The sequence below is a fragment of the Psychrobacillus sp. NEAU-3TGS genome (genome assembly GCF_029955155.1).
GTDB lineage: Bacteria > Bacillota > Bacilli > Bacillales_A > Planococcaceae > Psychrobacillus.
The window spans coordinates 363,993-390,495 of sequence record NZ_JAPNOZ010000012.1; the positions used below are offsets into that span (position 1 = coordinate 363,993).

Consider the following 26,503-nt stretch of genomic DNA (forward strand, 5'->3'; position numbering starts at 1 on the left):
TATATTTCTTATTTTTTGCTTCAGCTGTTGCATAGTTTCGTTCATAAATAAGTACCCCCGCTCATTTCATTTACGCAATTTTCAAGGTTAATACCGTTTATTTTATCTTATAAGACAGTGTTTGATAGACTCAATTCATCTTTTTTCGTTCTACTAACTTGCACAAGACTTTTCTTGTTAAAAGTGAGTTTATATATGTCTGGCATTGCAAGCTGCTCCCAAAAATGAACGTCATATTGCTGATCAAAATAATTCATGATTAATACTTGTATGTTGCCGTGTGTTCCGATAACAATATTTTGACCTTTAAACCTATCTAAAACTTGGAGAGTTGCCTCTACTCCTCGTTTTTGAGCAATATAATTAGACTCTCCTCCCTCCAACGAAAAATCAAAATCTGTCCATACTTTAGAAATGGCTTTGTCAAAATCCGCTATAGGATGTTCGGAAAGTAAACGTTCGCGGAAACCATCGATTAATTCTATTTCTTTTCCAATATATTCTGCGATTCCTTCCACCGTTTGAATGGCTCTTTTATAAAGACTGGAAATGACAAGATTGATATCCAACTCTTTCAAGAGATTGGTCGTTAGTTTTGCATCCTCTATGCCGCGATCTGACAGCGGTCTATTCAGCTCGTCAGGTGAGTAAGTAGAATGTGCATGGCGTACGAAATATAAGTTTGTTATCATAATCTTTTTGCTCCTATTTTTTATTCTCATTCATAGTTATTCTTTTACTTCTCGATTTATACCTTTTCCTTTTATACTAATTTCTTGTTATCCTTATGAATATTCGTCATTAAAGATATTTTATCCTTCTATTTAACTAATATCAGCTTCAAAATATGAAACAGTTATCATGATATTTTCCTGTTTATCTTCAGAGAAACATATGATTCTAATTCCTATCACTTTAGTTCGTATTACTGGTAAGATAATAGAGAATATTCTAATAAGGAGTTGTGATTACGATTATGGTAGCTAAAGTAGAGATTGGTAAGACGGGTCTATTCGTAAATCCAGTAGGGCTTGGTACAAATGCAGTAGGAGGGCATAATCTTTTTCCCAATTTAAACGATGAGACTGGAAAGGAGATTGTTCGCACAGCAATTAATAATGGAATCGACTTTTTGGATACAGCTTTCATCTATGGTAAAGGAAGATCAGAAGAGTTAATTGGAGAAGTATTAAAAGAAAGTAAGATCCGTCACGACATTGTTATAGCTTCAAAAGGCGGCCATAAATTGGAAAATGACCAAGTTCTAATAGACAACTCTCCTAAGTTTTTGAGAGAAACAGTCGAAAATAGCTTGCGTAGCCTGCAAACAGATTATATTGATTTATTTTATATACATTACCCAGATGAAAACACGCCAAAAGCAGAAGCTATTGGGGCACTTCACCGTTTAAAAGAAGAAGGAAAAATACGTGCCATTGGTGTATCGAACTTTACTTTGGAGCAATTAAAAGAAGGTAACCAAGATGGCTATATTGATGTTCTTCAATCGGGTTACAATCTATTAAAACGTGATGCAGAAAATGATTTTCTACCGTATACAAAGGAGTATACTATTTCTTTTATACCTTATTTCCCACTAGCTTCTGGTTTACTAACAGGGAAGTTTGATAAAAATAGCACATTTGAAGATGGCCGTTCAAAAAATCCATTATTCCAAGGAGAAGTATTTGTTCGCAACTTAGAAAAAGTAGAACTATTGCGTCAAATAGCTAATGATAAAGATGCCGAGGTTTCAAATATTGTGCTTGCCTGGTATTTATCTCAACAGGGTATCGATGTAATCATACCTGGAGCTAAAAAACCGGAGCAAGTTTTAGCTAATATCAAAACATTAGAAGTGCAGCTAACACCTACTGAGGTTGCAGAAATTGATCATATTTTTAGATAAACAAAACACAGAGCGAACGCTCTGTGTTTTTTATTCCCATTCAAAAGGTGTTGCTTGGTATACGTAATAATTCAACCAGTTCGAAAATAGTAAATGTGTATGAGAACGCCATGTATTTAATGGTTCGTTTTCCGGGTCGTCATTAGGGAAATAATTAGCAGGCACATCCATATCAATACCTTTAGATAGGTCGCGGTTATATTCATCCGCCAAAGTGGTCGCATCATATTCTAAATGACCGGTAACCATAATTTGTTTTGCATCGTTCGAAATAACAAGAAATACACCTGATTCATCAGAGATAGAAAGTAAATTTAGCTCTGGATGTTTTTTTATGTCATCATAAGAAACAGAGGTAAAGCGAGATACTGGTGCGTTAAAAACATCATTAAATCCCCGTACTAAGTCTACTGTTAAATCGGATAAACGATGAGCAAACACTCCAAAACATTTCTTTGGTAATTCGTATTTTCCGATTCCAAAGTGATGATATAAAGCTGCTTGTGCCCCCCAGCAAATATTTAATACAGACGTCACATTCGTTGTTGTCCAATCCATTATTCTGACCATCTCTTCCCAGTAATTTACGTCTTCAAATGCTAAATGCTCAATGGGAGCTCCTGTTATAATCATCCCATCATATTTGCGATGCTTGATATCCTCAAACGTTGTGTAAAACGTATTTAAGTGGGTTTTACTAACATTTTTCGATTCATGTGTAGCCATATGCATAAACTCAATATTCACTTGCAATGGTGTGTTCCCTAATAATCTTAAAAGCTGCAATTCTGTTCTTTCTTTCTCGGGCATTAAATTTAATATAATAATATTTAATGGACGTATATCCTGTGCTACCGCACGCTCCTCATCCATCACAAATATTTTTTCTTTTTTAAGTAATTCTGTTGCTGGCAACTGTTTTGGTACATTAATCGGCATTGTCTTCCTCGTCCTTTCTATGTAACATAAAAAAACCTCTTTTCTTATGGATAAGAAAAGAGGGTGTATTAATAGCTCTCAGTTCTTATCTCTCAAGACAAAAAATCTTGTAGGAGTTAGCACCTTTCTGACAATATCAGAGGTTGCTGAAGCTTCACAGGGCCATATCCCTCTGCTTCTCTTGATAAGAATATTAATTTGTTGGTTTATGTAATCTAGTAAATACTACCATGAGCCAAATATTTATGCAACATTTGAAATTAATAAAAAGATCATAGTAAAAGATATTCTAGTAGAGAGGTCTTTATTCATGCTTTTCATTCAATTTAAGAACAAGCTTGTTTGAATAGAGTTTTCATACTTTTTGAAAAATATCAGATATAGTTTGATTTCACAAAACCCTTTCGAATAGAGCATTCTCCATTCGAAAGGGTTTACTAATTGATTTTAGACTTTAAAGCGATTTACCGCCTCTGTTAATTTCTCACTTAGTTCTGTTAGTGTCTCTGAAGATTCTGCTACAGATTGGATCGCGCGAAGTTGTTCATCAGACGATGCACTTACTTCTTCACAAGCAGCTGCCGTTTGCTGAGAAGTTGCTGCCATCAGTTGAATCGTTTCCACTACTTGTTCTTTATACTTGGAAACCTGTTCAATTTCCTCGGATACTTCATCAATGGAAGTTTGCATATTCGCCATTAGAGCTGAGATTTCTTCAAAAGTAATTTGTGTATCTGTTACAACCGTGCCCTGAGCTTGGAATGTCTCTCTTGTTTCGTTCATCTGCTTGCTAACTAAAACGGATTCTTGCTGTAGCTCAGTTATTGTCTTTTTGACTTCATCAGTAGCTCTTGCAGATTGCTCTGCCAGTTTTCTTACTTCCTCTGCAACTACCGCAAAACCTTTTCCATGTTCGCCAGCTCTTGCTGCTTCGATACTAGCATTTAAAGCAAGTAAATTTGTTTGCGCAGAAATTTCCATAATCGTTTCCATGACCCCTCCGATTGCTTTTACTTTGCTTTCTAAAGTGCCAACAACGTCGGACATAGATTTTAAATTGGATTCCCAATTAAGAAAGGATGATTTCAATTCACGCATTTGACTTTGACCGTTAGTGTTCATCTCGTTTGCTTTCGTTGCAATGTCTGTCATAGCGATTGATTTTGCATTGATTAAGTTTATTTGTTCGCTTAAGTGTGCAGAGCTATTTGTTACTTCTTCTGCATCTTCCGCAGATTTTGAGGCACCCTCTGCAATTTCAGTTACCGCTATTGCAACTTGTTCTGCAGATGCGTTTGTTTCTTCTGCTACCGCACTTAAACTCTCTGAGTTAGCTTGCACATTTGTCGCAGAATGTTTTACCACTTCGATAATATTGTGCATGCTTTCCGTCATTTTATTGAAGTTATTAGCCAATTGACCTATTTCATCTTTCGATTTGACTGTTGCGTGTACGGTTAAATCTCCAGCTGCAACTGCATCCATTAATTTTTTTAGTTCATCGATTGGTTTAACGATACGAGAAATCGTGATGAAAAGGACGATACATAATACAAACAACAGAATAAAAGAAATAACAATAATGATATTACGGATATCTGAAGCTGTTTTTTGTATATTATTTTCATCATATACGACCCCTAACTTCCAATCAAGACCGGGAATCGATGAATAAACAGTGACATAAGATATCCCTTCTGCTTTATCATGCACAATTCCATTTTCGTTTCCACTTGTTAGCATTTCACTTACATATGCGTAATTTGTAAGGTCTTCTCCAAACATCGTTGGATGTACAATTGCCGTACCGTCCTTCTCTACAATTACTGGGTATCCATTAAAGCTTAATTCATTTGATGATACCGTATCTGTAAGTTGCGCCAATAGAATATCCATCCCAACAACGCCGATTACTTTGCCATTTGCAAGGACAGCTTTTGAACCAGTTATTGCATACTCGCCAGTTGCCGAATCGACATATGGTTTTGACCAATGTACACGGTTAGTTTCCGTCAATGCTGATTTGTACCAATCCCTTACTGTAGGATCGAAATCTGACCCAAGATCTACTTCAGGAAATATCTCCAATTGCTTGTTGGGCAATGCGTAATATACAGACGAAGTTGCATCAAATAACGAGGAAAACTCTTTGAATTTAGCGTCTAATTCTGTTTTTAATTGAGAAGCTGTAGCTTGATCAGGCGTGGATCTTTCATCCCTATAATCGAGAGCCTCCCGTGTGGAGGATAATTGCATAAGCCCTTTTTCATATGCACTTAAATAGTTGGAAATAGATAATGACATTTCGGAAACCAACACTTGACTTTGTTCTATTAAGCTCTCTTCTGTCTTTTTATTGACAGTATATGTACTCATTAGATTTAAAATAATTAGCCCGACAGCTATAAGCACTGCTACAGTGCCGATTATTTTCCATTTTATTGACTTTTTCATATAACATCTTCTCTCTTCTATTAGTGTAGTAAAATCAAACATACTATCTATCTATCCTACTAACAATAGACTTTATACCTACTTAAGAATAATAATTTTGTAGAACGGAATAGAATTGTTAGATTTATTTGATTATACCTCAATTAATTGACAGAGATTACCTTATATTAATTAAAGCATCTTTAACCTCTTTCCAGCTTTTCATATATATTTCCCATTCTATTTTAAAACGCGGGGATAGAAATTCATCCCCGCAAATTATTGTTCAAGTTACTTAATAATTACAATACCAATTAATCTTCTAATTCCATCCATTGCTCCATTAATTCCTCTAAAAGCTGAGTCTGGTCCTTTCTAGTGGCCAATAATTGCTCATAACGGTCCCAGTCATTTTCCATCTCTATTTGCATTGTAATTGAATTGATTTCCACTTCTAAGGCAGCAATTGTCTCTTCAATGGGATGCTCTTTTTTTATCATTGTTTGTTTAGGCTTGGATGCTTCTTTTAATTCCACTTGGTCTAATTTGGGTTGTTTTGCTTGTAATTCCTCCCACTTAGCACGTGCCCATTCATATGGGCCTTCAAAAGTGGATAATTGTCCTTGGTCTAACCATGCAGTTCTAGGAAATAGCTTATTTAAAAAGTATCGATCGTGTGAAACAGCAAGTATCGTCCCTTGGAAGTCTTCTAGTGCATCTTCTAATACTTCTCTTGAGTCAATATCTAGGTGATTCGTCGGTTCGTCTAGCATTAACATATTGATGTCCTGATGCATTAACTGTGCAAGGCGTAAACGCATTCGTTCTCCGCCACTTAGATCACCTATTCGTTTAAATACATCCGGCCCATAAAACATAAACTTCGCTAGTATATGGCGTGCATCTCCTTCAAATACATTTACTTCACTCCGAAACACATCAATGAGACGTGCTTTAGGATCTATTATATGGAAATGCTGCGACAAATAGCCTACTCGAACGTTACTACCAAGACGCGCAATCCCTTTATCTATGGGTATTTCTCCGCGTAGTAAGTTTAATATGGTCGATTTTCCAGTGCCGTTACGTCCAACAATTGCTAATCTGTCTTTCCAGTACACATGAAGATTAGAAGATGAAGTAACTTTTTTTCATCAAATGATTTGCACACTTCTTCCATGACAACCACTTCTTTTCCGCTCCGAGGGGCAGCTTCAAAAGTCAAATCCATCTTTTTTGGATCGATGAGCGGTTTTCTAATCTTTTCCATCCGCTCTAAAGCTCTTTCCATATTTCGAGCTTGACGATGTAAACCCGGATTTGGAGGAATGGCTTCATTTGCCCATTGTCTTAATCGTTTAATAGCCTCTCTCATTTTCTTTATCTTTTTTTGTTGTTCTTCATATGCTTGAAACTCACGCGTGAGTCGTTCTTCTTTTTCGATACTAAAGAAAGAATAGTTTCCATGATAGAGCGTTAGTTCGCCATCTTCTAAATCAGCCACTTTTGTTACAACCTGATCTAAAAAATATCGATCATGCGAAACAATTACAACAGTTCCAGCATAATTCACTAAATATTCCTCTAGCCACTCTACTGCAAATATATCTAAATGATTGGTAGGCTCATCTAGTAACAACAGGTCCGGTTTGGTTAACAAAAGCTTGCCTAGCATAATTTTTGTTTGCTCCCCACCGCTTAAATTTGAAAAAGGTTGCGAAACAAAGTTGGATAACTGTAGCCCTTGAATCACTTTTTCAAGCTCTGATTCCATTAAATATCCACCATTGTTTGTAAACTCTTCTTGCACATCTCCGTATGTTTGCAGTAATTTTTCCATATCTTCGGGATTTGAAGTAGACAACTTAACCTCAAGCTCTTTCATCTTCTCTTGCATTACGTTTAAAGACTGAAACGCACTATTCAACACATCATAACCCGTAATTTCATCAGAAAATGTAGGGATTTGGGCCAAATAACCAATCTGCGTTCCTTTTTTATAATGAATACTTCCTTTGTCCGCAGCTTCTAATCGGGCAATTAACTTGAATAAGGTTGTCTTCCCGGCACCGTTTCGTCCAACTATTCCAAGTCTATCTCCAGTCTTTATAGAAAGAGACAGGTTTTCAAAAATTATATTTCCTCCAAGCATTTTGCTTATTTCTTGTATTGTACATATCATTTTATTCGCTTCCTTTTCCATTAGATTAAATCCAGCTGGAAGCATCTTTTTTCCATAAAAAAAAGACTGCTAAAAAGCAGTCTTTTCCAAACTTATGGTTCAGAAAGAATGACTTTATCAGCTGTGAAATTCATTCAATTTGCTAAAAATGGGCAGACTTATCCCGTTGTCAGCAATTTCATGAGTAATCGCACAAGATGTGGATAAAAATTCCAATATAAATCTATGTGCGTTCACAGCGTTTTTCATTCTTCCTTCACCTCCGTTCCATATAGTTAAATTTATATTATCATCATTATTCTAATAATTCAATGGATTATTTTTGGGTTTTTCAAAAGTCGGATCGTTCATATCATCACCAGTGTCTGGGATACCAAGATCATTTTCTTCATTAACTTCTTCATTTCCAGTGTTTGGCAGATTTTGCTCTTGGCTGTCCATCTGTGTTTCAGGATTTGCAGGATCATTTGAATCACGATTGGACCCACACGCAGATAGCATAATCAATGAAACAAGTAAAACGGTTGAAATTCTTTTGTTCATTTATTTTCCTCCTACTTTTTCATTAGATTGCACTAATGTAACAGCTTTATACAGAAAAATACTATCGATACAAACGAAAAATAATAGCTGACGCACATATCATATATTTTATAATTCCCTTTAAAACAAGAAAAACCCCAGTACAATTACTGGAGTTTCCATTTTTCTTATTCTTCTATGTCAAAATAAATTTCATCTTCATCACTGAATTCTTTGCCATTTTCAAATAAAACAGTCGTTCGTAAAATTAATTTAGATACTTCCTCTACTCCATCAGGTATCCATCTTTCATCCGGCATAATTTCAAATGGGATCATTTGCATTTCTTTGGAAGCAACCGAACCAACTAGTTCAATTGAATGTTTGGAGATGATTTTGGAAACTAGCTCGTTTCTTACTTTAAAAACCTCCAGTTTAATATTCTCTATCGATTCATCATCATGTACACCTTCAATATAAATGGTACCTGAAAGATTGATACCGTGTTCAATATAAGGATGGTCTACCACCGTATCAATTTTAATTGATTGTACTTTTATAGATGATTCAAACTTCTTTGCCATTACTCTCAATCCACCTTGTTATTTGTATGCTCATATTGATTTTCCAAATTCGGTTCATATCTATTATAACGTTTTTTGAATAAAGTATAAAAATGAGCAACAATCACTTTTAATATTGCATACCCTGGAATCCCAAGAATAACACCTGGAACTCCAAATAACGCTCCGGAAGTAATTAATACGAAAATAATTGTAATTGGATGCACATGAAGGGATTTACCCATAATTTGTGGGGAGATGAATTTTCCTTCCACTAACTGAACGACCGTCCACACGATAGCAAGCTTCACTAACATAAGCGGATCCGAAGATACAAGCGCAATGATAACAGCCGGTGTAATTGCAATAACTGGACCTAAATAAGGTACTACGCTCGTAACCATAGCAATCACGCCAAGAAGCAATGCATATTCCATGCCAATAATTGTGAAGCCAATAAATATCATAAATCCAATACAGATGGACACTAGAATTTGGCCTTGTATATAAGCACTGATCTGGTTATCAATACTTCTGAAGACAGAGTGAAAATCCTCACGCATACGAGGTGGAAAAACTCTTATTACAAACTTAGGTAATTCTTCTCCATCTTTTAATAAATAAAACAGAATAAATGGAACCAAAATAATCGATAAAACGAAGCTTGTTACCGCTCCTAATACAGATGTGATTCCCGTTGCGATACTAGAAATTGCATTTTGAAACAACTCTCCCACTTCTGCAGGTACGTTTTTCAACACTTGCATTGCTTCTTTCTCAATTTCTAAATAATAGTCTGCAACAAAAGAAGTTCTTAAAAAGCTGTCTAAAGAGTTCAATAGTTGTATCAAGTAAACCGGTAATTCCTCAACCAACCTAGTAGACTGCGACTTTAAAAATGGGACAACTAAAAATACCAGTAGCGTGATTAATCCAATCAATGCTAGGAAAATGATTAATATACCCCACACTCTAGGTATTTTTATCTTCTCAATCAGTCTCAAAATTGGTCTTAATAAATAATATGCAATAACAGCTAGAATTACTGGTAAAACTACATTTCCTAGGAATATAGTTAATGGACTAAAGATAAATGATACTTCCCCGTATACCATAATAATCAGTCCGATTAATAATATTAGGATAAATGTAAAGAACGTATTACGTCCTCCTAAAAATTTTATGTACCTTGTGGAAAAAAAAGAAGGTTTTTCAGGCTCCACTTTTATCAAACACCCTTTCCTATATAATATATTTTACGGACGAATGAAAAGATTGGCAAATGTTTAAGCATTATTATTTTTCCAAAAAGTTATCTATCGCTTCTTTATTTTTATCAGTGTTGATTTCTAGAACGGATCCGGCATGCTTATAGCTAGAAAAAGTGTAAGTTCCTTCTACTGGTATCGTTAATTTCTCTATTTCAAGTTTTCCACTAATGAGAGCATCTATTATCCGTTTTCCTTTATCGGTTCTAGAATAGTCTGTTTCGATATACCCTTCAGCCGCACCTAAAAATTTCGGTGTATTAGATAGGTTTCCGATGGACAGTATTTCATCCTTTAATGCTTCCATCACTTTTTGTTGTCTTTCAACTCGCCCAAAATCGCCATTTTCATCTGCACGAAACCTTGCATAACCAAGCAGCTCTTTACCCGATAAATTTTGCTGCCCTTGTGTAAGGGTAACCCCGATTTTCTCTGACATGTCCTTTTCCACATTTACTGGAATTCCATTCGGTGCAAGTATATCTACAAGTGATTCAAAGCTACTAAAATCGATTAACGCATAATGATGAATTGGTAGATCAAACATTTGTTGAATCGTGTCTTTTAATAACTGAACCCCGTCGAGATAATACGCTGTATTTAATTTATACGATTGATAGCCGGGGATATCTGCATAAATATCTCGCATAAACGAAATAATCTTCACATCATTATCTTGTTTATCCCAAGAAACAAGCATCATCGTATCCGAGCGTGCCTGTTTTTGTCCCCTTGAGTCTACCCCTAGTACTAATATATTTTCCCGTTCCTCAGCTTGTAGCTTGTCCCCTTCAAAATCGATCGTTAAATCCACTTCTTTGTTCGCTAATTTGTATCCACTGGAATACTGCGTGACCGCATATATTCCACTTATCAGTATTACTAACACAAGAAATAACGTAAAGACTCGTCCTACTCGGAGTCTTCTTTTTCGCTTACGTCCTGTTCGTAATTGTCGTTCTTCTTCCATGATGATATCGCTCCTTTATATTCTTATAATAACGTATTTTCCCCGTTTAAGTTTCGGAATTTTGTACATTTTAGTATCTCATGGTAAAATACATGATGCTATTATGGGAGGAATGACAATGATGGAAAAAGCAACTTTTGCAGGCGGCTGTTTTTGGTGCATGGTAAAACCGTTCGATTCGTGGGATGGCATACATAAAGTAACTTCCGGTTATATGGGAGGTCATATAGAAAACCCGACATATGAGGACGTAAAAAAAGGAACATCCGGGCATTTGGAAGTGGTTGAAATTCAATATGACCCATCCATTTTTCCGTACAATGAGCTACTTCAAATCTTTTGGCAACAAATTGATCCAACTGACGCAGGCGGACAGTTCCAAGATCGTGGAGAAAGTTATAAGTCGGCAATATTTGTACATACAGAAGAACAACGCAAGCTTGCACAATTATCAAAAGATGATTTAGCTGCAAGCGGAAAATTTTCTAAACCAATTGTTACAGAAATCAGAGATGCACAAACATTCTTTGAAGCAGAAGATTATCACCAAGATTTTTATAAAAAAAGTCCCGATCACTACAAAGAAGACAGAGCTCAATCGGGCCGAGACGAATTTATCGACAAACATTGGAAATAAGCATTATAAAACAATTATTTAAAATACCAAGTTAGCCTTAATTCGTGGTATAATAAGAGCATTGTGAACTTTAGGAGGTACTAGCATGATTGCAGTAAGTAATGTAAGTCTTCGTTTTGGTGATCGTAAACTATTTGAAGACGTAAATATAAAGTTTACACCGGGTAACTGTTACGGTTTAATCGGTGCAAACGGAGCAGGTAAATCTACATTTATCAAAATTCTATCTGGAGAGATTGAAGCCCAGGAAGGCAACGTCATCATGAATCCAAATGAACGTTTAGCTATTCTAAAACAGAATCACTTCGAATACGAAGAGTATACAGTTTTAGAAACCGTTATTATGGGACATAAACGTTTATACGAAGTAATGAATGAAAAAAATGCTATCTATATGAAAGAAGATTTCTCTGATGAGGATGGCATGCGTGCAGCAGAACTAGAAGGTGAATTTGCAGACTTAAATGGTTGGGAAGCAGAATCAGAAGCTGCAATCCTTTTACAAGGTCTTGGTATTCCTGATAGTATGCATCAAAAGAAAATGTCTGAGTTAACAGGTTCAGAAAAAGTAAAAGTCTTACTATCACAAGCGTTATTTGGTAAACCAGATGTACTTTTACTCGATGAGCCTACCAACCATTTGGACATTAAAGCGATTCAATGGTTAGAAGATTTCTTGATTAACTTTGAAAATACAGTAATTGTCGTATCCCATGACCGTCACTTCTTGAACAAAGTATGTACGCATATTGCGGATTTAGACTTTAGCAAAATTCAAGTATATGTTGGGAACTATGACTTCTGGTATGAATCAAGTCAACTTGCATTGAAGCTGGCATCTGATCAAAACAGTAAAAAAGAAGAGAAAATTAAAGAGCTTCAAGCCTTTATCGCAAGATTTAGTGCGAATGCCTCTAAATCTAAACAAGCAACTTCTCGTAAGAAAATGTTAGACAAAATTGAGTTAGATGATATTAAACCATCTTCTCGTAAATATCCTTACGTAAATTTCTCTATGAAACGTGAAATTGGGAATGATGTTTTACAAGTTCAAGATTTAAGTTACACATTTGAAGGAGAAAAACTATTCTCTAAAATGAACTTCACTTTAAACAAAGAAGATAAAATTATTCTTCTTGGAGGTGAGTTAGCAAAATCAGCATTGCTTCGCGTTCTTGCAGAGGAAGAAGAACCGCAAGAAGGCTCCATTCGTTGGGGTGTTACTACTACTCGTGCATACTTCCCTCTTGATAATGCGAAATATTTCCAAGGGAACGAGACTTCGCTTGTAGACTGGTTACGTCAATATTCACCAGATGATGAAAGTGAAACATTCCTACGTGGATTCCTAGGTCGTATGCTATTCTCTGGTGAAGAAGTGAAGAAAAAACCATCCGTACTTTCAGGTGGAGAAAAAGTTCGCTGTATGCTTTCTAAAATGATGCTTTCAGAGTCAAACGTACTATTACTAGATGAGCCTACGAACCATTTAGATTTGGAATCTATCCAAGCACTAAATAATGGATTGACTGTATTTAAAGGTGCCATGATCTTTACATCACATGACCATCAGTTCATTCAAACAATCGCTAATCGCGTCATTGAAATTCGCGATGACGGTTCAATCTTAGACAAACAATTAACTTATGATGAATTCCTAGAATGGAAAGATGCACAAAAACTTTCATAATCAATTTAAAGCAGGGTATTTTACTTCGATTAAATCGAGGTAGAATACCCTGTTTTGTTAACCAAATATGATATTAACTCTTGAAATTATTTCCATATCATGTGCGCTTTTTTATTCTTTCGTGTAAGAGACCATCTGATTGTTTATTCTCCCCGGTTACAAAATCAGTCATGTAATAAGTTAAATATTGTCCATAATTATTTTTCGTTTTTAACAAGAGTTCATCTAAATAGTATGCTCCTTTTGGTATTTTATCTAATAACAGGACTGATAGAGACGCATAAATTCCGCAAGCTACTTGAAAATATGTGGCATTAGTTTTGTACCTAGCAAAAATGGAATCATTTCTTGATATATTGTACATATATCTTTCCTTGTCATTATAAACCAGTAATACACCTGCTAAATCCTCCCCTTTCAATGTCGCTTCAAGGGGGTCAAGAACCTTCATTTCAAAATCCCACAATTTATCTACATCTTCAATATTTGAACGAATTAATTCAGAAGTATGATCATTTATCTTGTATAAAAAACCACATTCCATGTCATATAATTTACCTAATGTATACACCTCTTCATGTGGCATTAAGCAACCATAAAATTTCTTATCCCCGAGCGTCACTTTAAATTCGATGTCATATACATTTTCATATAGGAAAAGTGGAGTACGATGCCTCATAAACATCGGGTAACTTAGTATTGCCTCATCGAGAAAACATTCTGGTGACCAAGTTGTATAGATTACATTCTTCTTCGCTTTCTTATTATCTTTATAAAATGAATTATCATCTTCCACAATATAACAGGCAAGTGGAGCTTCATCAGATGGATCATTTTTTAGTAGCTCAATTGCCATCCATTGAACTACACCTGGATTCATACCTGATCCAATTACAGCAGTTATATTTTTAAATGTATGTTTTTTCTCTTCTAAAATTCTCATTCTCTCGATTAACCCAAATCCTTCATATAATTCTTCGTTTTCATCAACCATCGTATTCTCTAATGCTGTGTTTACATATTTGATACCAAGTTGATCGCAGCATTGTAACATTTCTACCGTATCAGCCCAAGAAACATCAATCACAACAGATGTTTTCGAGTTTTTAAGATGTTTGATAAAATTATTCGTATCTTTTAAATCGAATTCATGTAAAATAATTTGATCTTTCAAATTGGGAAATAAACTAGAATAGTATTTTTCCTTTTTTTGTTTATAATCTATTAAATGAATTTTGCTATTTTTAATAATGTGATAAATAGAATCCTGTTTATCTTTGACTGATTTATTTAAAATAGAAAGTACCGATTTTGCCACTCCTCCTGCACTACCAACAATTGTTAAAATAGTTTGATTCTCTTTCATTTATTCACCTCTTCTCCTTTTTAATAATATATGTGATGAAATGATAAGAGTTTAGACGGTCCCCCCATTGAGAAATAAAGCATCTGTTCTAATAGTTTTATACAGTATGCATTTTGCACAGTCATTCTGCCTTATTGGACATAAAGTAATAGAAGTAAAGTTGTGAATTAATAAATTCTACTACTCACATAAAAAAAGAAAGAAGGGATTCTATGGATACAAATGGACAGCATTTAATTATTGATGCTTTTGAATGTCAAAATGATATTCTTAATGACGCAGTAGAGTTAGAACAATTATTAACAGGAGCAATAAATAAATTAGGAATGGAGATTCTATCCTCTCATTTCCATTCCTTTATTCCTGAAGGAGTAACAGGAATTATTGGTATATCAACTTCCCATTTTTCGATTCATACATGGCCGGAGCATAGATATGCAGCATTAGATCTATATACATGTGGAGATCAAAATATATGGCCGGCTTTTAGAGAAATTCTTCAAATATTACAAGCTAAACAATCCGATGTATATGAAATATCGCGTGGACAAAAAATCAATAATAATACGGCTTTTAAAAAATTTACCCTTACTTTTAATGAATCTAATGATGAAATCATAGAATCCCAAGCTTTTTTACAATAAAGTTTACTCGGGTATGTCTGAGATTTGGGATAATAAAAAACGACTTTACAATTCAAGATAGAATGTAAAATCGTCTTATTATCCGCTGTGGATATTAACTAAAAATAACCAGTAAATTACTAAAAACTAGCCACTTGATATATAGGTTTTGATGGATTGTTTTGGAGGGAACGATCACTAGACCATTACCGAGTTTTCTAGCTACCGAGGGATGTCATTTTATCGCATCCCTCCGATTTTTTTCGGTAATCATGTGGTAGTCGTTCGTCCTTCTCTCTCCGTTAGAATAATAGTAATGCTAATTTTCAAGTTAACGCTAGTTTGTCCATCAAGCTTTTTTTCCCTTTTTTATAAATTTACCTAGAATAGATTTCGATGGTAGTTTACCTACAACAGAATCACTTGTTTTGGATATTTTCTTTAAAGAATCTAATAATTTTTCATCCCCAACCCAATGCTCTTCGATGATTTCAGGAGAAAATTTATTTAGTAACATATTTACTACATATGTAGCCACAATAATATCATCGATAAATCCGCCAGGTCCGATTAATCCTTCTGGCAGGACGTCAAGCGGTGTGATGAAATATAAAATACCACTACCAATAAGTGTTTTATATTTAGTATCAATTCGACTATCTAACATCGCTTTTATGAGTAAATGAAATAAATCTGGAGCAAACAATAAATACGGTGCAAATTTAGACGTTTTCCCTGTTTTAGATTGGGTAAAATCTGTAATTTTTGAACGCAATTTCATATAGAAATCTTGCTGTTCCTCATAAGGAGGTAACTCTTTTTTCAATTCAGTATTCATTTATATCTCTCCTCTCTTGTTTTCACTATACCAAAAAAACGACAAAATGAAACATATAACCACATAAGCCGTCTAATCATAAACACATTATAAGGAGGTAACTAAAATGATTAAGCTTTTATTTTTACTAATACCTACTCTTTTTCTTATTGCTTGCGGAGACGAAAAACCTGTAGATACGGAAACAACTACAAAACCACCTTCAGAAGAAGTAGTTACTCCTTCTGAATCTCCGATAAGCTTATCTCACTTTTTTATGCCTGACAATTCCGTTGCTCAATTTAAGGGTGAAGGAAATGAATATGCAACCTACAGTTTGACAACCCTGTATCCATTTGAAAACTATGTCATTACGTATGAGGATAATGGCGGAACAGTCGTCCAAAGGATATTTAATGTACAGGAAAATAAAATAAGTCTTATAGCTGAAAATGGAGAAGCATATGAACCTACAACTCATAGCCTAGCAGAACTCCAAGCAATGCAAGAAATCGAAGTATATTTAGCCACTCCAATTGAAGTTGGAGCAACATTTAACGATTGGAAAATCACTTCAACTACAGAGACACTGGAAACAGATCTCCAAACATTTGATCATGTGATTGTTATAGAAAAAACAAATGAAGATAATTCTATTACGCGAAAATATTTCGCAAAAAACTTCGGAGAAATAAAACGAGAATTTTTCATGCAAGAAGGCGATGAACAATATATCGTCAGTTCTGTCATCGAAAGTATGGAGTGAAATTGGTTGATTAGATGATTTACCACAATAATCGGAAGCCAAAAAAGAAGCTGCTCCAAAATGGAGAGCTTCTTTTTAACTATTCTTATAGTTTAGTTACATTTGCAGCTTGTGGTCCGCGGTTACCTTCTACCACTTCAAATTCTACTTTTTGTCCTTCTTCAAGTGATTTAAATCCTTCACCTTGAATAGCAGAGAAGTGTACGAATACATCGTTTTCTCCTTCTACTTCGATAAATCCAAATCCTTTTTCTGCGTTAAACCATTTTACTGTACCTTGTTTCATGTTATTACCTCCAAAAAATATTAATCAATATGTGATAAACAAAAATTCACATATTCCATGAAGTACCGACATCACATCGATCACTACATAGGATATGTGAATTACAAATACTGTTTCTCACTTTAAATTGTTAACTAAAGTATAACAGTTGGATAAATATAGTCAACAAGTTTTTTTATAATTCTAAATCGTTTGCTTCATACTATTCCAAATGACTCCATGATAGATTTGCAAATCATCTTCACAGGATTCACAGTAACATTGCTCTTTTATTGACCAAAATGCCCAATACTTATCTCCTTTTACTTGTTCTTTTGGAAACTTCGCTCGAAATTCATCCAACATCTTATTTAAATATTGCAGTGCTTCTTCCTCTTGATCGAAGGTCATTTTTTTTACTATATGCTCTTCCCAACCTTCAAATGCCCACCAAGGTTCGTAATCTGCTTTCATATAAATAACTTCAAACATACATATCGCCTCTAACATTTATTGTTAACTCATATTGTACTGGTTCGACAAAAAAAGTCTACTCAAATGACTTATTAAGTCAAAGAATTGAAAATAAGCGCAATATCAGTTAAGTTATAGTTAATACATTTTATGAAATGTTAAAGGAGAAGATGAGTTGAAAAAGCGAGCGCATATTCTTATGCATGGCGATGTAGATGGAGTTGGCTTTCGATTTCTAGTAAAACAAAAAGCACAATCACTTAGTTTAAAAGGTTATTGTATGCAAAATGAACAAAAAGATATCATCATCGATATAGAAGGCGATTTAAATCGTTTAGATGAATTTATAGAGTATATTCAAAAAGGCGTATCCCCTTTATCTAAAGATAATGCTTTTGAAATTGAACTATTTGATCATCTTAAAGGGTATACAAAAATGGAATCTGATATCGTCTAAACCTTTAGGAAAATGAAACCTTCTTCTCTTTCATTCGTATATTATATTGTAGACAAAAGGAGGTAGCCTATAATGACTGAAGTAATGAATACTGTCATTCGTCATTTTATCAATATACCCATTATGTTCATATCTTGGTTTGTATTCTTTTTTACTTTCGATATTGGATACTTTATCAGCTCAGCTCTTGCGCTTGGAGTGTACTTCGTATCGAATTTTACTATTAAAAAGCTACAACATCGAAGAATTATGAAGAAACATCAACTTACTCATTCTGAGTATTTCCATATACAACAACAACTCAAAGAAGCGAAAGCAAAAATCCGTACGCTAAATAGCCATTATTTAAGAGTACGTTCCTTTAGCTCATTTAAACAATTATTTGATATGAATAGATTAGCAAAAAGAATTATTGCCTTAGTAAAAGAAAATCCACGTAAGTTTTATCAAGTAGAAAAGTTTTTCTATGCACACTTAGATTCGGCTGTAGAGCTCACTTCAAAATATACACTTTTAGTGTCACAGCCGATGAAAAACCATGATTTAAAAATTGCTTTAGCGGATACTCGTGAAACATTGGAATCGATGAATTCCATTATGGAGGACGATCTAAAAGATGTACTAGCTTCCGATATTGAGCACCTAAAAATGGAACTAGATTTCGCTAAACTTTCCGTACGTAAAAAGGAACAACCTTTATATTTAGAAGGAGAATCAGAAAATGAGCGAACAACGAGCAAATACTAGTGATGATTTATTAATGGATGAATTATTAGCAAGCCCATTTGAAATAAACACGGCGAAACCACAAGCTGTAACTACAGCGGATGAGCCAGCAGCACCTACAAAACTAATTGATCGGCTGTCTGAAGCGGAGCAACAAAAAGCAAAGCAATTGGCAAACCAAATACCTGCTGGTAATTACGAAGCAATTCTAACATATGGTGCGAACGCACAAACTGAACTTTCTCGATTCTCTCATCAAATGTTAGATCATGTACAGAAAAAAGATATCGGTCCTATTGGTGATATTTTAGGTGACCTGATGAACAAGCTTTCAGATATCAATCCGGAAGAATTAACGACACAAAAAAAATCAGGGATCAAACGATTATTTAACCGAGTAAACCGTTCTGTTCAAGAAATGATGACCAAATACCAAAAACTAAGCACTCAAATTGATCGGATCGGAATACAACTAGAACATTCAAAACGTGGACTTGTAGAAGACGTGCATATGTTAGATAAATTATACGATCAAAACAAAACGTATTTCCAAGCACTAAATGTATATATTGCTGCTGCGGAAGTAAAAAAAGAAGAAATTCTGAATGTCACAATTCCTGAGTTGCGACGCAAGGCGGAAGAATCGAATGATCAAATGGCTTATCAAGAAGTCAATGATATGGCGCAATTTGTCGACCGTTTAGAAAAACGCATGTACGATCTACAATTATCTCGCCAAATTACGATTCAAAGCGCACCGCAAATACGTATGATTCAACAAACCAATCAAACATTAGCAGAAAAGATCCAATCTTCCATTATGACCTCTATCCCACTTTGGAAAAACCAAATTGCGATTGCATTAACATTAAATCGTCAGCAAAAAGCAGTGGAAGCTCAAAAACAAGTAACAAAAACAACCAATGATTTACTTTTGAAAAATTCAGAAATGCTGAAAGTGAATAGCATTGAAACAGCTAAAGAAAATGAACGTGGTATCGTGGAAATAGAGACATTAAAGAAAACGCAAGAAAACCTACTGCAAACAATCGAAGAAACAATGCGTATTCAAGCAGATGGTAGAGTAAAACGAAAAGCTGCTGAAATTGAAATCGGGCGCATGGAAGAGGAATTAAAACAACGTCTTCTATTAATTGCTGACCAATCCAAAAACCGTCCTTCTTAACGAAGGACGGTTATTAATTACTTTTTACAACATGATGAAGCATTTTACGAAGTAACCTTAAAGTCTCATCCGAAAACTTTTCTAGCGATGCTGCAGCAGCTGTTTTCTTTCCAAATATTAGTCGGAACAAATCTAATTGCTCTTCTGTTGCTTCCCTATCATTCAAGAACAAATGAAGAACCGATATATGTTTACGCTCAAGCTCTACTACAGCCTCCGCAGTATCCATAATCCCATTTTGCGCATAACCAAATGCAGAGGGTTCACCGTCTGAAAAGACGAGCAAAAATTTATGTGCTTCGACCCGACTCTCTAATCTTTTTCCCATCCATCTAATTGCAAAACCATCTCGGTTGTCTTCGTGTGCTTCTATAGAGAGTATGTTCAAACCGCTATCCTTTACACCGTCTTCGAGCTTATGAATCCATTCAAATGTATTTGGTTGCTTTGAATCCGAAGCTTCAAATGCATCCTCATAATGCAATACAATCTCATGCGAAATTTTTAATTGTCTAAGCACATCATGGAATAATAGAACTGCTTTTTTTGTTTCATCCAGTTTGTCCTGCATAGATGCAGATCCGTCAACTAGCAAGCCAAAAACTGCATTTAACTGAGTACTTGGTGCATTCTTTTTATAAAAAGGCTTTGGTCTTTCTTCTGTCCAAAGTGTAGTTAGATTAGATGATAGTCTTCCTTTTGACAGATTCAACCGTTTGTCTACCTTTTTTTGTTCCATTCGTTTTTTCATTTCTTGCACGAAAGCTCTCACAAACGGTGCTTGCTCTTGTCGATAAGCTTGAAGCAACAGTTTGTTTTCGCCCGTGGTAGTCCCATCTATTCGTTTTTCTTCATATTCCACATGCAGATGTTCTTTTCCAAACGTTTTTCCTGCTTGTTTCTTGTCACTTGATTTTTCTTCTTTATATTCCGTAACTACATTTTCTCTGCTGTCGCCAGATGACCTACCTTGTCCGATTTGAGTAATCTCATGTCCCTCTCGCCCTTCTTGTGAAGCGACATTTTGATCCGCTACCCCATCTCTTCCATGCTCGAGTTCATATTGCAGATGTACTCCATCTTCTTGTTCATTTTCACGATGCCAAGATTGGAAAATCTCTTCTATCGTTTCTTTAATACCATCTTCTCCTACAAGAGTGTCTTTCGTGCCTTGATGATAATGAAAATCAACGCTAGGTAGGTTGGACGCAGAAAGAATAGCATAATATTCGTGTAACGAGTCTTCATTTATATACTCTTGCAGCAAGTAGTACAACTGGTAGACGAGATCAAGAGAGTCCTGTGTATTCACGCTTTCATAAGCTTTCTGAATGATAGTATTTGCTAACTGAAAGTTTTCTGGGCCTTTAACGTGCATAGTCCCTTCATACAAACCAATATAAACATAGCTAATAAATGCATCAGCGAAAAATCCCTTCTGACTATTTACGAGTAATTGTTGTTTATGAAATGCTAAATAGGTTTGTATTCTGGAACGGAAGATTTTAACCGTACCTACTCTTTCTTTCTGAATCATCTCCATTAACCGAAACTCTTCTAAGCAAAATAAGAGCTGGTCTAATAGCTTAGAAAGATGATTTGGTTTTTCCTTCAAAAACTCCATCCATGCTTGAACGTTAAAATGCTTCCAAAATCCTCCTGCTAATAAATAAATATCGGATAATCTTCCCGCATGCATAATTGTATCTTCACGGTGCCTCCAAAATACACTGAGCGAAATTGTTTGGTCAGCAGGTTGAAATTCAATAAGCTTTCGTTCATTGACAAGAATATTCGTGTTTTTAGACAATGCTTTGGCTATATTTTCATAGTGCATTAATTTTCGAGCATCGATTGTTTCATTATTAAATTGGATAAAACGATTTACAGAAGTCATTTATATCCCTCACTTTATCCAGGAAGAAGCTAATTCCAATACAAGATTCTTCTCTTGCTCATCCTCTAATTTCTCCGCTATTGCATATGTGATCGCCCTCATTGGTTCCATATATTGTGCAAGTTCCGTTGCATCAAGCAAGCTACGAATAGAAGCGGCTTCTTCTGAAAGTAGTCCTTGTTTTACTTGTTCCATTAAATCCTCAGCTAAATTTAACATAACAGTTATTAACTGCTTAGGAGCTGTTGGAAAAATTTCGTTCCAAAGATTCGAAAGTAGTTCTCCTGAAATATATGGGACAGAAAAGGATACAAAACGATTTTTTAGCGCTTCATTCATCGGCGTTGTCCCTATATACCCTTCATTAATGGCAGCGATGACTGAAAAGTCTGGATGTGCTTGAATCACTTCTCCAGTGAAAGGATTTGTAAGCATTCTTCTATAATCCAATACGCTATGTAAAATTGGTAGTGTCTCCGCTTTTGCCATATTAATCTCATCTATATATAAAATATGTCCTTTTTTCATTGCTTCAATGACAGGACCTTCCACAAACTCAATAGCATTTGTTCCATCTTTTAATACAATTGTTTTAAATCCTAGTAGTGCCTCGGCATCTAGGTCAACCGAGCAATTAATGCTTTGGACTGGTTGATGGAAATAGTGAGATACTGTTTCGGCGAGTTTTGTTTTTCCAGCTCCGGTAGGTCCCTTTAACAGGACAGGCTTTTTCAATGAAATAGCAATGAGTACGTCATTGAATAGATCATTATTCGGCGATAAATATCCACCTTTCCCTATCAGCTGACAATCTTCTTGACTATGTATTCTATTTAAACGAATTTGTTGTTCGTTTATTGTTAACTCTGTCATAGTATTTTGGTCTCCTTATGAAAAAAATCCGATGAATGTTCATCGGATTTTTTATCCCGCATTAACTGCCCAATCAGTGTGAAAGTCCTACACTGATTTCACTTTATTGAAAATATTCTTTGTAAAAGCCGCCGACTTTTCCAGTGTTGTCGACAACAAATAGAAACTCTTCTGTTTCATTTTTCACTTCATATGTTTTTCCGACAGTTAGTACATTGCTTACTAAGAATTTTTTTGCATCAGTCGAAACACATGTCACGGTTTTGATCGTTGGCTTTGTAGTCCAGCTTGTATGTATCATGTTATCCACTTCCTTTTATTATAGTATACGAAAGTATACTTTATAATTCAATCTGTTAGCTGTTATTATTGCTTTTCAATAAAGAAAAGTTTGAGCAGCTTCTTTATAATGAAGAAACTGCTCAAACTTACTAAATAAAACTATACATTTATTTCTTCTTTGACACTCTTTGATAATAAAGAAGCTGCTAATTGCTCTATAATTAAATCATCTGGCGGAGGATTAAAAGCTGCACATTGTACATCTCTGAACAGTCTTTCTAACTTATTACCTTTTGCAATACTCCTCCCGCCAACAATCCTCATCGCTTTTGCAACTATCTCCACGGCATTGTTGCAAATTACGTGTTTGGCCATATTCACATCATTTGCTGGCTCATTTTTTAATGATGAGTCTTGTTCGAATCTACTGGCTATCGAATACAATAGATGACGAGCTGTTTGGTATAATAACTCTATTTCTCCAAGCTTTTGTCGAATATGCGCTGCTTCAGAAATATAGTCTTGCAAACTATGTGAATACGTATTTTTGGCGAAATCTACAGCATAATCCCTTGCCGCTCCAGCTATACCTAAATACACTGCAGGAATTTCTAGTGAATATACCCGTCCATCTGCTAGAAATCGATTAGGTTTAGATGCATCCAGTTTAGCTAATAGGTCTGACTCAGGAACGAATACATTGTGTAAAATAATATCATGACTTCCTGTCGCCCGCATGCCTAATGCATTCCATGTATTAATTACTTCTACTTGCTCATTTTTGGTTATTAAAAACTCTGCAGTGACATTCTCTTCTTCAATATAAGCTGTAATAGAAAAATGGTTTAAGATTGGAGCCAATGAAGCAAATGCCTTTTCCCCCGTTATAATATAACCACCTTTAGTTTTGCGAGCAATTGTACCTGGTTTTCCACCTCTTGATAAGTTTCCTTTTCCTCGCTCCGTACTAAGGATATTTATCAGAGAACCGTTTTCCACTGCAGCATGACAAATTCTTTCAAATGCTTCTTCTGGCCACGATAATGTTTCACGGACATTTAAAAAGGTTAACAAGTGCCAACCTACAGAAAGTGCTGTAGATGCATCAGCTTTTCCAAGCTGTTCCTGTATGAGTAGCATCTCATATAACGAGATTTCATCCCCACCATACTTTCTAGGAACAGTTAGTTTAAAAAAACCTTTTCTTTCAAGCAAATCAAAATGCTCAAACGGAAATTCGCCAAGCTCATCATACTTTGCGGCAGTTTTATCTATTTCTGCTGCCAACCGCTTGGCATAGTCGACAAGTTCCGCTTCTCGTTTATTTCGAACGAATAAATCATCGCTAAATCTTGTCATTGCTTCACCTTTCCCCCCACAAAGCGATTCACCGGTTTTCTTAAACCCAGATGATCTCTTAATGTTTCCCCCTCATAATCCTCCCGATATATTCCTCTTTGCTGTAAAATAGGAACTACTTTTTCAACGAAGTCTTCTAAATCACGTGGCAATAAAGGAAATTGAATCATAAAACCATCTGCCGCTTTTTCAATAAACCATTTTTCCATTTCATCTGCTACTTGTTCAGCTGTTCCAACGAAGCCATCTCGTTTTCCTGCACCAAATAATCTCCCATACAATTCTCCAACCTTTAAATTTTCTTCCTTAATAATTTTCATGAACTCATTTACCTGACTTTGAATACTATTTGACTTAGGAAACTCCACTTCTATAGCTGGAGTATCTAAACTGTAATTTGAAAAATCTACATTCCCCATATAACCAGATACAAATTTCAGACCTTCAAATGGATCTATTAAATTTTGAAGCTCTGTATACTTCGCAATAGCTTCTGCTTCTGTATCTCCAATAATGGGGGAAATACCTTGTAAAATAAGTAAATCATCTTCGGAACGATGAAACTCATTCAATTGTGCCTTCAACTTTTTATAATGCGTTTTCCCTACTTCTAAATTGTCCCAATGTACAAAAACTACTTCAGCAGTTCGAGCGGCTAGACGTTGACCTGGCTTTGAAGCACCTGCTTGCACGACAACAGGCTGACCTTGCTTAGAACGTGCAATATTTAACGGACCCTTTACTGAGAAATATTCTCCTTTGTAATTAATTTCATGTACCTTTTCACGATCGTAAAATTGACCTGTTTCTTTGTTGTAAACAAAAGCATCGTCTTCCCAAGAATCCCATAGGCCTTTTACTACGTCTATAAACTCTTCCGCTCTTTCATACCGATGATCATGTTCCCAATGTTTCTTGCGGCTAAAATTTTGGGCCGTTTCTCCTGTTGCATCCGCCGTTGTTACAAGATTCCAAGCTGCACGACCACCACTTATATGATCTACGGAAGAAACTTGACGGGCTAATACATACGGTTCGCTATAAGTAGACGATGCAGTTGCACCTAACCCAATTTTCTCTGTAGCTGCTGCAAGTGCCGTAATTTGAATGATCGGATCTAAGCGATTTAATATTTGCGGATGCGAATCATGGTTGATAGCCAAACTATCCGCTACAAATGCGATATCAAACTTGCCTCGTTCTGCCATATTCGCTAGATTCTGAAGTTGTTTAATATCAATGCTTGCATTAGGATTTGAACTAGGATGTTTCCAAGATGCAACATGCATCCCAGTACCTATTAAATAAGCTGCTAATTTAATTTGACGTTTCCCAACCATTTTGAACTCTCCTTCATTCTTCTATTTTGATAGATATGCTTCTTTCCAATTTTTGATTTCATCCTCTGTTAATACTATGGGAATATAATTTCCATTATAGGTTTCCGTTATGAAACTCGCAGTTTCCGGAGATTGATATATTTTCACAATTTCTTTTAGCTTTTCATTATCAGCATCTTCAGATCGTGCGACAATCACATTCACAAAAGGAATCGCTGTTTTGCTTTCATGTAGTAGGGCATCTTTTAGTAGAAGTCCTGCCTCTACTGCTACACCATTATTAATAATTGCTCCTGCTGTATCTTCCATTACTCGTGGAGTCGTAGCTCCGTCGACTGGTACAATCTCAAGGTTTTTAGGATTGTCTTTAATACGATCCGCTCCACCATTTCCATCAAAATCATCCGTAACTGTTAAAAAACCAGCTTCTTGAAGTAACATTAAAGCTCTTCCCCAGTTTGAAGGATCATTTGGGACGGCAATTTGAGCACCATCTGGAATCTCTTCTAACGATTTATATTGATTTGAATATAAGCCGATCGGTGCCATAATAGTGCTTCCAATAGCTTGAAGATCTTTTTTTTGATTTTCATTAAATAAATTTAAGTAAGCCAAATGTTGAAATGCATTAATCTCTACTTCTTCTTCAGCCAAAGCTTGGTTAGGATCGTATTGGGCATTAAAGTTTACTAACTCAAGCTCGATTCCCTTGTCAGCAGCTTTTTCTTTTATATATTCCCAAGTTTTTAACTCGGAACTACGAATCCCAACTTTTATCACACTATCTTCTTCCTTATTTCCGCATGCTGCTAATAACAGACTTATTATTAAAACAAATGCTAAGCTCCATTTTTTCATAACTATTTACCTTCTCTTCTATATATTTTTCTCCTGCCTTAACGGTTAATAATATCCTCATTTCCCCATTTCGAGAAAAGCACTGAAAGATAGTTAGAGGA

At 35.4% G+C, this 26,503-nt stretch carries 26 protein-coding genes, 1 pseudogene and 1 riboswitch; of the genes and pseudogenes, 8 read left to right on the top strand and 19 right to left on the bottom strand.

Features of this window, described 5'->3' with window-relative positions; translation table 11 throughout:
* Positions 1–107 precede the first annotated feature (107 nt).
* Positions 108–692, bottom strand: a complete 585-nt coding sequence (locus OR571_RS18140) for a histidine phosphatase family protein (protein WP_282244831.1) — start codon at positions 690–692, stop codon at positions 108–110.
* Between the two features lie 284 nt (positions 693–976).
* On the opposite strand from OR571_RS18140, the gene OR571_RS18145 reads away from it, so the two are divergent.
* Positions 977–1,909 (top strand): aldo/keto reductase, encoded by a 933-nt coding sequence (locus OR571_RS18145; protein WP_282244833.1) that lies wholly within the window; start codon positions 977–979, stop codon positions 1,907–1,909.
* Positions 1,910–1,939: 30 nt separating this feature from the next.
* Here OR571_RS18145 and metA read toward each other — a convergent pair whose 3' ends face one another.
* From metA to OR571_RS18180, 8 genes and pseudogenes are all read right to left on the bottom strand, one after another.
* A complete protein-coding gene (metA, locus tag OR571_RS18150) occupies positions 1,940–2,848 on the bottom strand; it encodes a homoserine O-acetyltransferase MetA (protein WP_282244835.1) in 909 nt (302 codons plus the stop codon).
* Positions 2,849–2,930: 82 nt separating this feature from the next.
* Positions 2,931–3,039, bottom strand: a riboswitch (SAM riboswitch).
* A gap of 256 nt (positions 3,040–3,295) precedes the next feature.
* Positions 3,296–5,302 carry a methyl-accepting chemotaxis protein gene (locus OR571_RS18155; protein ID WP_282244837.1) on the bottom strand — a complete coding sequence of 669 codons (2,007 nt, stop codon included), beginning with the start codon at positions 5,300–5,302 and terminating at the stop codon, positions 3,296–3,298.
* Between the two features lie 293 nt (positions 5,303–5,595).
* Positions 5,596–7,463 (bottom strand): annotated as a pseudogene (abc-f, locus tag OR571_RS18160) (ribosomal protection-like ABC-F family protein).
* A gap of 117 nt (positions 7,464–7,580) precedes the next feature.
* On the bottom strand, positions 7,581–7,712 hold the full coding sequence (locus OR571_RS22825; protein WP_308421238.1) for an RAxF-45 family protein: 132 nt from the start codon (positions 7,710–7,712) through the stop codon (positions 7,581–7,583).
* A gap of 51 nt (positions 7,713–7,763) precedes the next feature.
* Positions 7,764–8,006, bottom strand: a complete 243-nt coding sequence (locus OR571_RS18165) for a hypothetical protein (protein WP_282244839.1) — start codon at positions 8,004–8,006, stop codon at positions 7,764–7,766.
* 167 nt (positions 8,007–8,173) lie between these two features.
* Positions 8,174–8,569 (bottom strand): sporulation protein, encoded by a 396-nt coding sequence (locus OR571_RS18170; RefSeq protein ID WP_282244841.1) that lies wholly within the window; start codon positions 8,567–8,569, stop codon positions 8,174–8,176.
* Positions 8,570–8,574: 5 nt separating this feature from the next.
* The gene (locus tag OR571_RS18175; protein WP_282244842.1) at positions 8,575–9,771 is read right to left on the bottom strand and encodes an AI-2E family transporter; all 1,197 of its coding nucleotides are present in this window, start codon (positions 9,769–9,771) and stop codon (positions 8,575–8,577) included.
* A 73-nt stretch (positions 9,772–9,844) separates the two neighbouring features.
* Positions 9,845–10,786, bottom strand: coding sequence for an LCP family protein (locus OR571_RS18180; RefSeq protein WP_282244844.1), 942 nt, complete (start codon positions 10,784–10,786; stop codon positions 9,845–9,847).
* A 121-nt stretch (positions 10,787–10,907) separates the two neighbouring features.
* Here OR571_RS18180 and msrA point away from each other — a divergent pair, with 121 nt between their 5' ends.
* Both msrA and OR571_RS18190 read left to right on the top strand, forming a co-directional pair.
* Complete coding sequence (msrA, locus tag OR571_RS18185) at positions 10,908–11,423, top strand: peptide-methionine (S)-S-oxide reductase MsrA (protein ID WP_282246286.1); 516 nt, start codon at positions 10,908–10,910, stop codon at positions 11,421–11,423.
* Between the two features lie 85 nt (positions 11,424–11,508).
* Positions 11,509–13,113, top strand: a complete 1,605-nt coding sequence (locus OR571_RS18190) for an ABC-F family ATP-binding cassette domain-containing protein (RefSeq protein ID WP_282244845.1) — start codon at positions 11,509–11,511, stop codon at positions 13,111–13,113.
* A gap of 97 nt (positions 13,114–13,210) precedes the next feature.
* Here the strand turns inward: OR571_RS18190 and OR571_RS18195 are convergent, their stop codons facing one another.
* On the bottom strand, positions 13,211–14,479 hold the full coding sequence (locus OR571_RS18195) for an S-adenosylmethionine decarboxylase related protein (RefSeq protein ID WP_282244847.1): 1,269 nt from the start codon (positions 14,477–14,479) through the stop codon (positions 13,211–13,213).
* Positions 14,480–14,691: 212 nt separating this feature from the next.
* Here OR571_RS18195 and speD point away from each other — a divergent pair, with 212 nt between their 5' ends.
* On the top strand, positions 14,692–15,123 hold the full coding sequence (gene speD, locus OR571_RS18200; protein ID WP_282244849.1) for an adenosylmethionine decarboxylase: 432 nt from the start codon (positions 14,692–14,694) through the stop codon (positions 15,121–15,123).
* A gap of 328 nt (positions 15,124–15,451) precedes the next feature.
* On the opposite strand, the gene OR571_RS18205 is transcribed toward speD, so the two are convergent.
* Positions 15,452–15,940, bottom strand: a complete 489-nt coding sequence (locus OR571_RS18205) for a YkvA family protein (protein WP_282244851.1) — start codon at positions 15,938–15,940, stop codon at positions 15,452–15,454.
* 106 nt (positions 15,941–16,046) lie between these two features.
* On the opposite strand from OR571_RS18205, the gene OR571_RS18210 reads away from it, so the two are divergent.
* Positions 16,047–16,685, top strand: a complete 639-nt coding sequence (locus tag OR571_RS18210) for a hypothetical protein (protein ID WP_282244852.1) — start codon at positions 16,047–16,049, stop codon at positions 16,683–16,685.
* Positions 16,686–16,770: 85 nt separating this feature from the next.
* Here OR571_RS18210 and OR571_RS18215 read toward each other — a convergent pair whose 3' ends face one another.
* Complete coding sequence (locus tag OR571_RS18215) at positions 16,771–16,971, bottom strand: cold-shock protein (RefSeq protein WP_090561394.1); 201 nt, start codon at positions 16,969–16,971, stop codon at positions 16,771–16,773.
* A gap of 183 nt (positions 16,972–17,154) precedes the next feature.
* Entirely contained in the window at positions 17,155–17,442 is a 288-nt protein-coding gene (locus OR571_RS18220; RefSeq protein ID WP_282244866.1) for a DUF1033 family protein, read from the bottom strand.
* 157 nt (positions 17,443–17,599) lie between these two features.
* Here OR571_RS18220 and OR571_RS18225 point away from each other — a divergent pair, with 157 nt between their 5' ends.
* The 3 genes from OR571_RS18225 (at position 17,600) to OR571_RS18235 (ending at position 19,793) form a co-directional block, all read left to right on the top strand.
* Positions 17,600–17,881, top strand: a complete 282-nt coding sequence (locus tag OR571_RS18225; protein WP_282244868.1) for an acylphosphatase — start codon at positions 17,600–17,602, stop codon at positions 17,879–17,881.
* Between the two features lie 72 nt (positions 17,882–17,953).
* Entirely contained in the window at positions 17,954–18,628 is a 675-nt protein-coding gene (locus OR571_RS18230) for a 5-bromo-4-chloroindolyl phosphate hydrolysis family protein (protein WP_282244870.1), read from the top strand.
* Positions 18,603–19,793, top strand: coding sequence for a toxic anion resistance protein (locus OR571_RS18235; RefSeq protein WP_282244871.1), 1,191 nt, complete (start codon positions 18,603–18,605; stop codon positions 19,791–19,793). Before OR571_RS18230 ends, OR571_RS18235 begins: the two co-directional genes overlap by 26 nt.
* A 13-nt stretch (positions 19,794–19,806) precedes the next feature.
* On the opposite strand, the gene OR571_RS18240 is transcribed toward OR571_RS18235, so the two are convergent.
* From OR571_RS18240 to OR571_RS18265, 6 genes are all read right to left on the bottom strand, one after another.
* Positions 19,807–21,690 (bottom strand): vWA domain-containing protein, encoded by a 1,884-nt coding sequence (locus OR571_RS18240; protein WP_282244872.1) that lies wholly within the window; start codon positions 21,688–21,690, stop codon positions 19,807–19,809.
* 9 nt (positions 21,691–21,699) lie between these two features.
* Positions 21,700–22,563, bottom strand: a complete 864-nt coding sequence (locus OR571_RS18245) for an ATP-binding protein (RefSeq protein WP_282244874.1) — start codon at positions 22,561–22,563, stop codon at positions 21,700–21,702.
* Positions 22,564–22,666: 103 nt separating this feature from the next.
* The gene (locus OR571_RS18250) at positions 22,667–22,864 is read right to left on the bottom strand and encodes a DUF6501 family protein (protein WP_142537036.1); all 198 of its coding nucleotides are present in this window, start codon (positions 22,862–22,864) and stop codon (positions 22,667–22,669) included.
* A gap of 140 nt (positions 22,865–23,004) precedes the next feature.
* Positions 23,005–24,204: an acyl-CoA dehydrogenase family protein gene (locus OR571_RS18255; protein WP_282244875.1), complete on the bottom strand. Its 1,200-nt coding sequence runs from the start codon at positions 24,202–24,204 to the stop codon at positions 23,005–23,007.
* Positions 24,201–25,544 (bottom strand): LLM class flavin-dependent oxidoreductase, encoded by a 1,344-nt coding sequence (locus OR571_RS18260; protein WP_282244876.1) that lies wholly within the window; start codon positions 25,542–25,544, stop codon positions 24,201–24,203. The genes OR571_RS18255 and OR571_RS18260 overlap by 4 nt, the downstream gene beginning before the upstream one ends.
* Before the next feature lie 21 nt (positions 25,545–25,565).
* A complete protein-coding gene (locus OR571_RS18265; RefSeq protein WP_282244878.1) occupies positions 25,566–26,402 on the bottom strand; it encodes a MetQ/NlpA family ABC transporter substrate-binding protein in 837 nt (278 codons plus the stop codon).
* Positions 26,403–26,503 lie beyond the last annotated feature (101 nt).

Coding starts and splice junctions, on each gene's coding strand:
- OR571_RS18140 (WP_282244831.1), bottom strand. CDS start 692: ATGATAACAAACTTATATTTCGTACGCCATGCACATTCTACTTACTCA.
- OR571_RS18145 (WP_282244833.1), top strand. CDS start 977: ATGGTAGCTAAAGTAGAGATTGGTAAGACGGGTCTATTCGTAAATCCA.
- metA (WP_282244835.1), bottom strand. CDS start 2,848: ATGCCGATTAATGTACCAAAACAGTTGCCAGCAACAGAATTACTTAAA.
- OR571_RS18155 (WP_282244837.1), bottom strand. CDS start 5,302: ATGAAAAAGTCAATAAAATGGAAAATAATCGGCACTGTAGCAGTGCTT.
- OR571_RS22825 (WP_308421238.1), bottom strand. CDS start 7,712: ATGAAAAACGCTGTGAACGCACATAGATTTATATTGGAATTTTTATCC.
- OR571_RS18165 (WP_282244839.1), bottom strand. CDS start 8,006: ATGAACAAAAGAATTTCAACCGTTTTACTTGTTTCATTGATTATGCTA.
- OR571_RS18170 (WP_282244841.1), bottom strand. CDS start 8,569: ATGGCAAAGAAGTTTGAATCATCTATAAAAGTACAATCAATTAAAATT.
- OR571_RS18180 (WP_282244844.1), bottom strand. CDS start 10,786: ATGGAAGAAGAACGACAATTACGAACAGGACGTAAGCGAAAAAGAAGA.
- msrA (WP_282246286.1), top strand. CDS start 10,908: ATGGAAAAAGCAACTTTTGCAGGCGGCTGTTTTTGGTGCATGGTAAAA.
- OR571_RS18190 (WP_282244845.1), top strand. CDS start 11,509: ATGATTGCAGTAAGTAATGTAAGTCTTCGTTTTGGTGATCGTAAACTA.
- OR571_RS18195 (WP_282244847.1), bottom strand. CDS start 14,479: ATGAAAGAGAATCAAACTATTTTAACAATTGTTGGTAGTGCAGGAGGA.
- speD (WP_282244849.1), top strand. CDS start 14,692: ATGGATACAAATGGACAGCATTTAATTATTGATGCTTTTGAATGTCAA.
- OR571_RS18205 (WP_282244851.1), bottom strand. CDS start 15,940: ATGAATACTGAATTGAAAAAAGAGTTACCTCCTTATGAGGAACAGCAA.
- OR571_RS18210 (WP_282244852.1), top strand. CDS start 16,047: ATGATTAAGCTTTTATTTTTACTAATACCTACTCTTTTTCTTATTGCT.
- OR571_RS18215 (WP_090561394.1), bottom strand. CDS start 16,971: ATGAAACAAGGTACAGTAAAATGGTTTAACGCAGAAAAAGGATTTGGA.
- OR571_RS18220 (WP_282244866.1), bottom strand. CDS start 17,442: ATGTTTGAAGTTATTTATATGAAAGCAGATTACGAACCTTGGTGGGCA.
- OR571_RS18230 (WP_282244870.1), top strand. CDS start 17,954: ATGACTGAAGTAATGAATACTGTCATTCGTCATTTTATCAATATACCC.
- OR571_RS18235 (WP_282244871.1), top strand. CDS start 18,603: ATGAGCGAACAACGAGCAAATACTAGTGATGATTTATTAATGGATGAA.
- OR571_RS18240 (WP_282244872.1), bottom strand. CDS start 21,690: ATGACTTCTGTAAATCGTTTTATCCAATTTAATAATGAAACAATCGAT.
- OR571_RS18245 (WP_282244874.1), bottom strand. CDS start 22,563: ATGACAGAGTTAACAATAAACGAACAACAAATTCGTTTAAATAGAATA.
- OR571_RS18250 (WP_142537036.1), bottom strand. CDS start 22,864: ATGATACATACAAGCTGGACTACAAAGCCAACGATCAAAACCGTGACA.
- OR571_RS18255 (WP_282244875.1), bottom strand. CDS start 24,204: ATGACAAGATTTAGCGATGATTTATTCGTTCGAAATAAACGAGAAGCG.
- OR571_RS18260 (WP_282244876.1), bottom strand. CDS start 25,544: ATGGTTGGGAAACGTCAAATTAAATTAGCAGCTTATTTAATAGGTACT.
- OR571_RS18265 (WP_282244878.1), bottom strand. CDS start 26,402: ATGAAAAAATGGAGCTTAGCATTTGTTTTAATAATAAGTCTGTTATTA.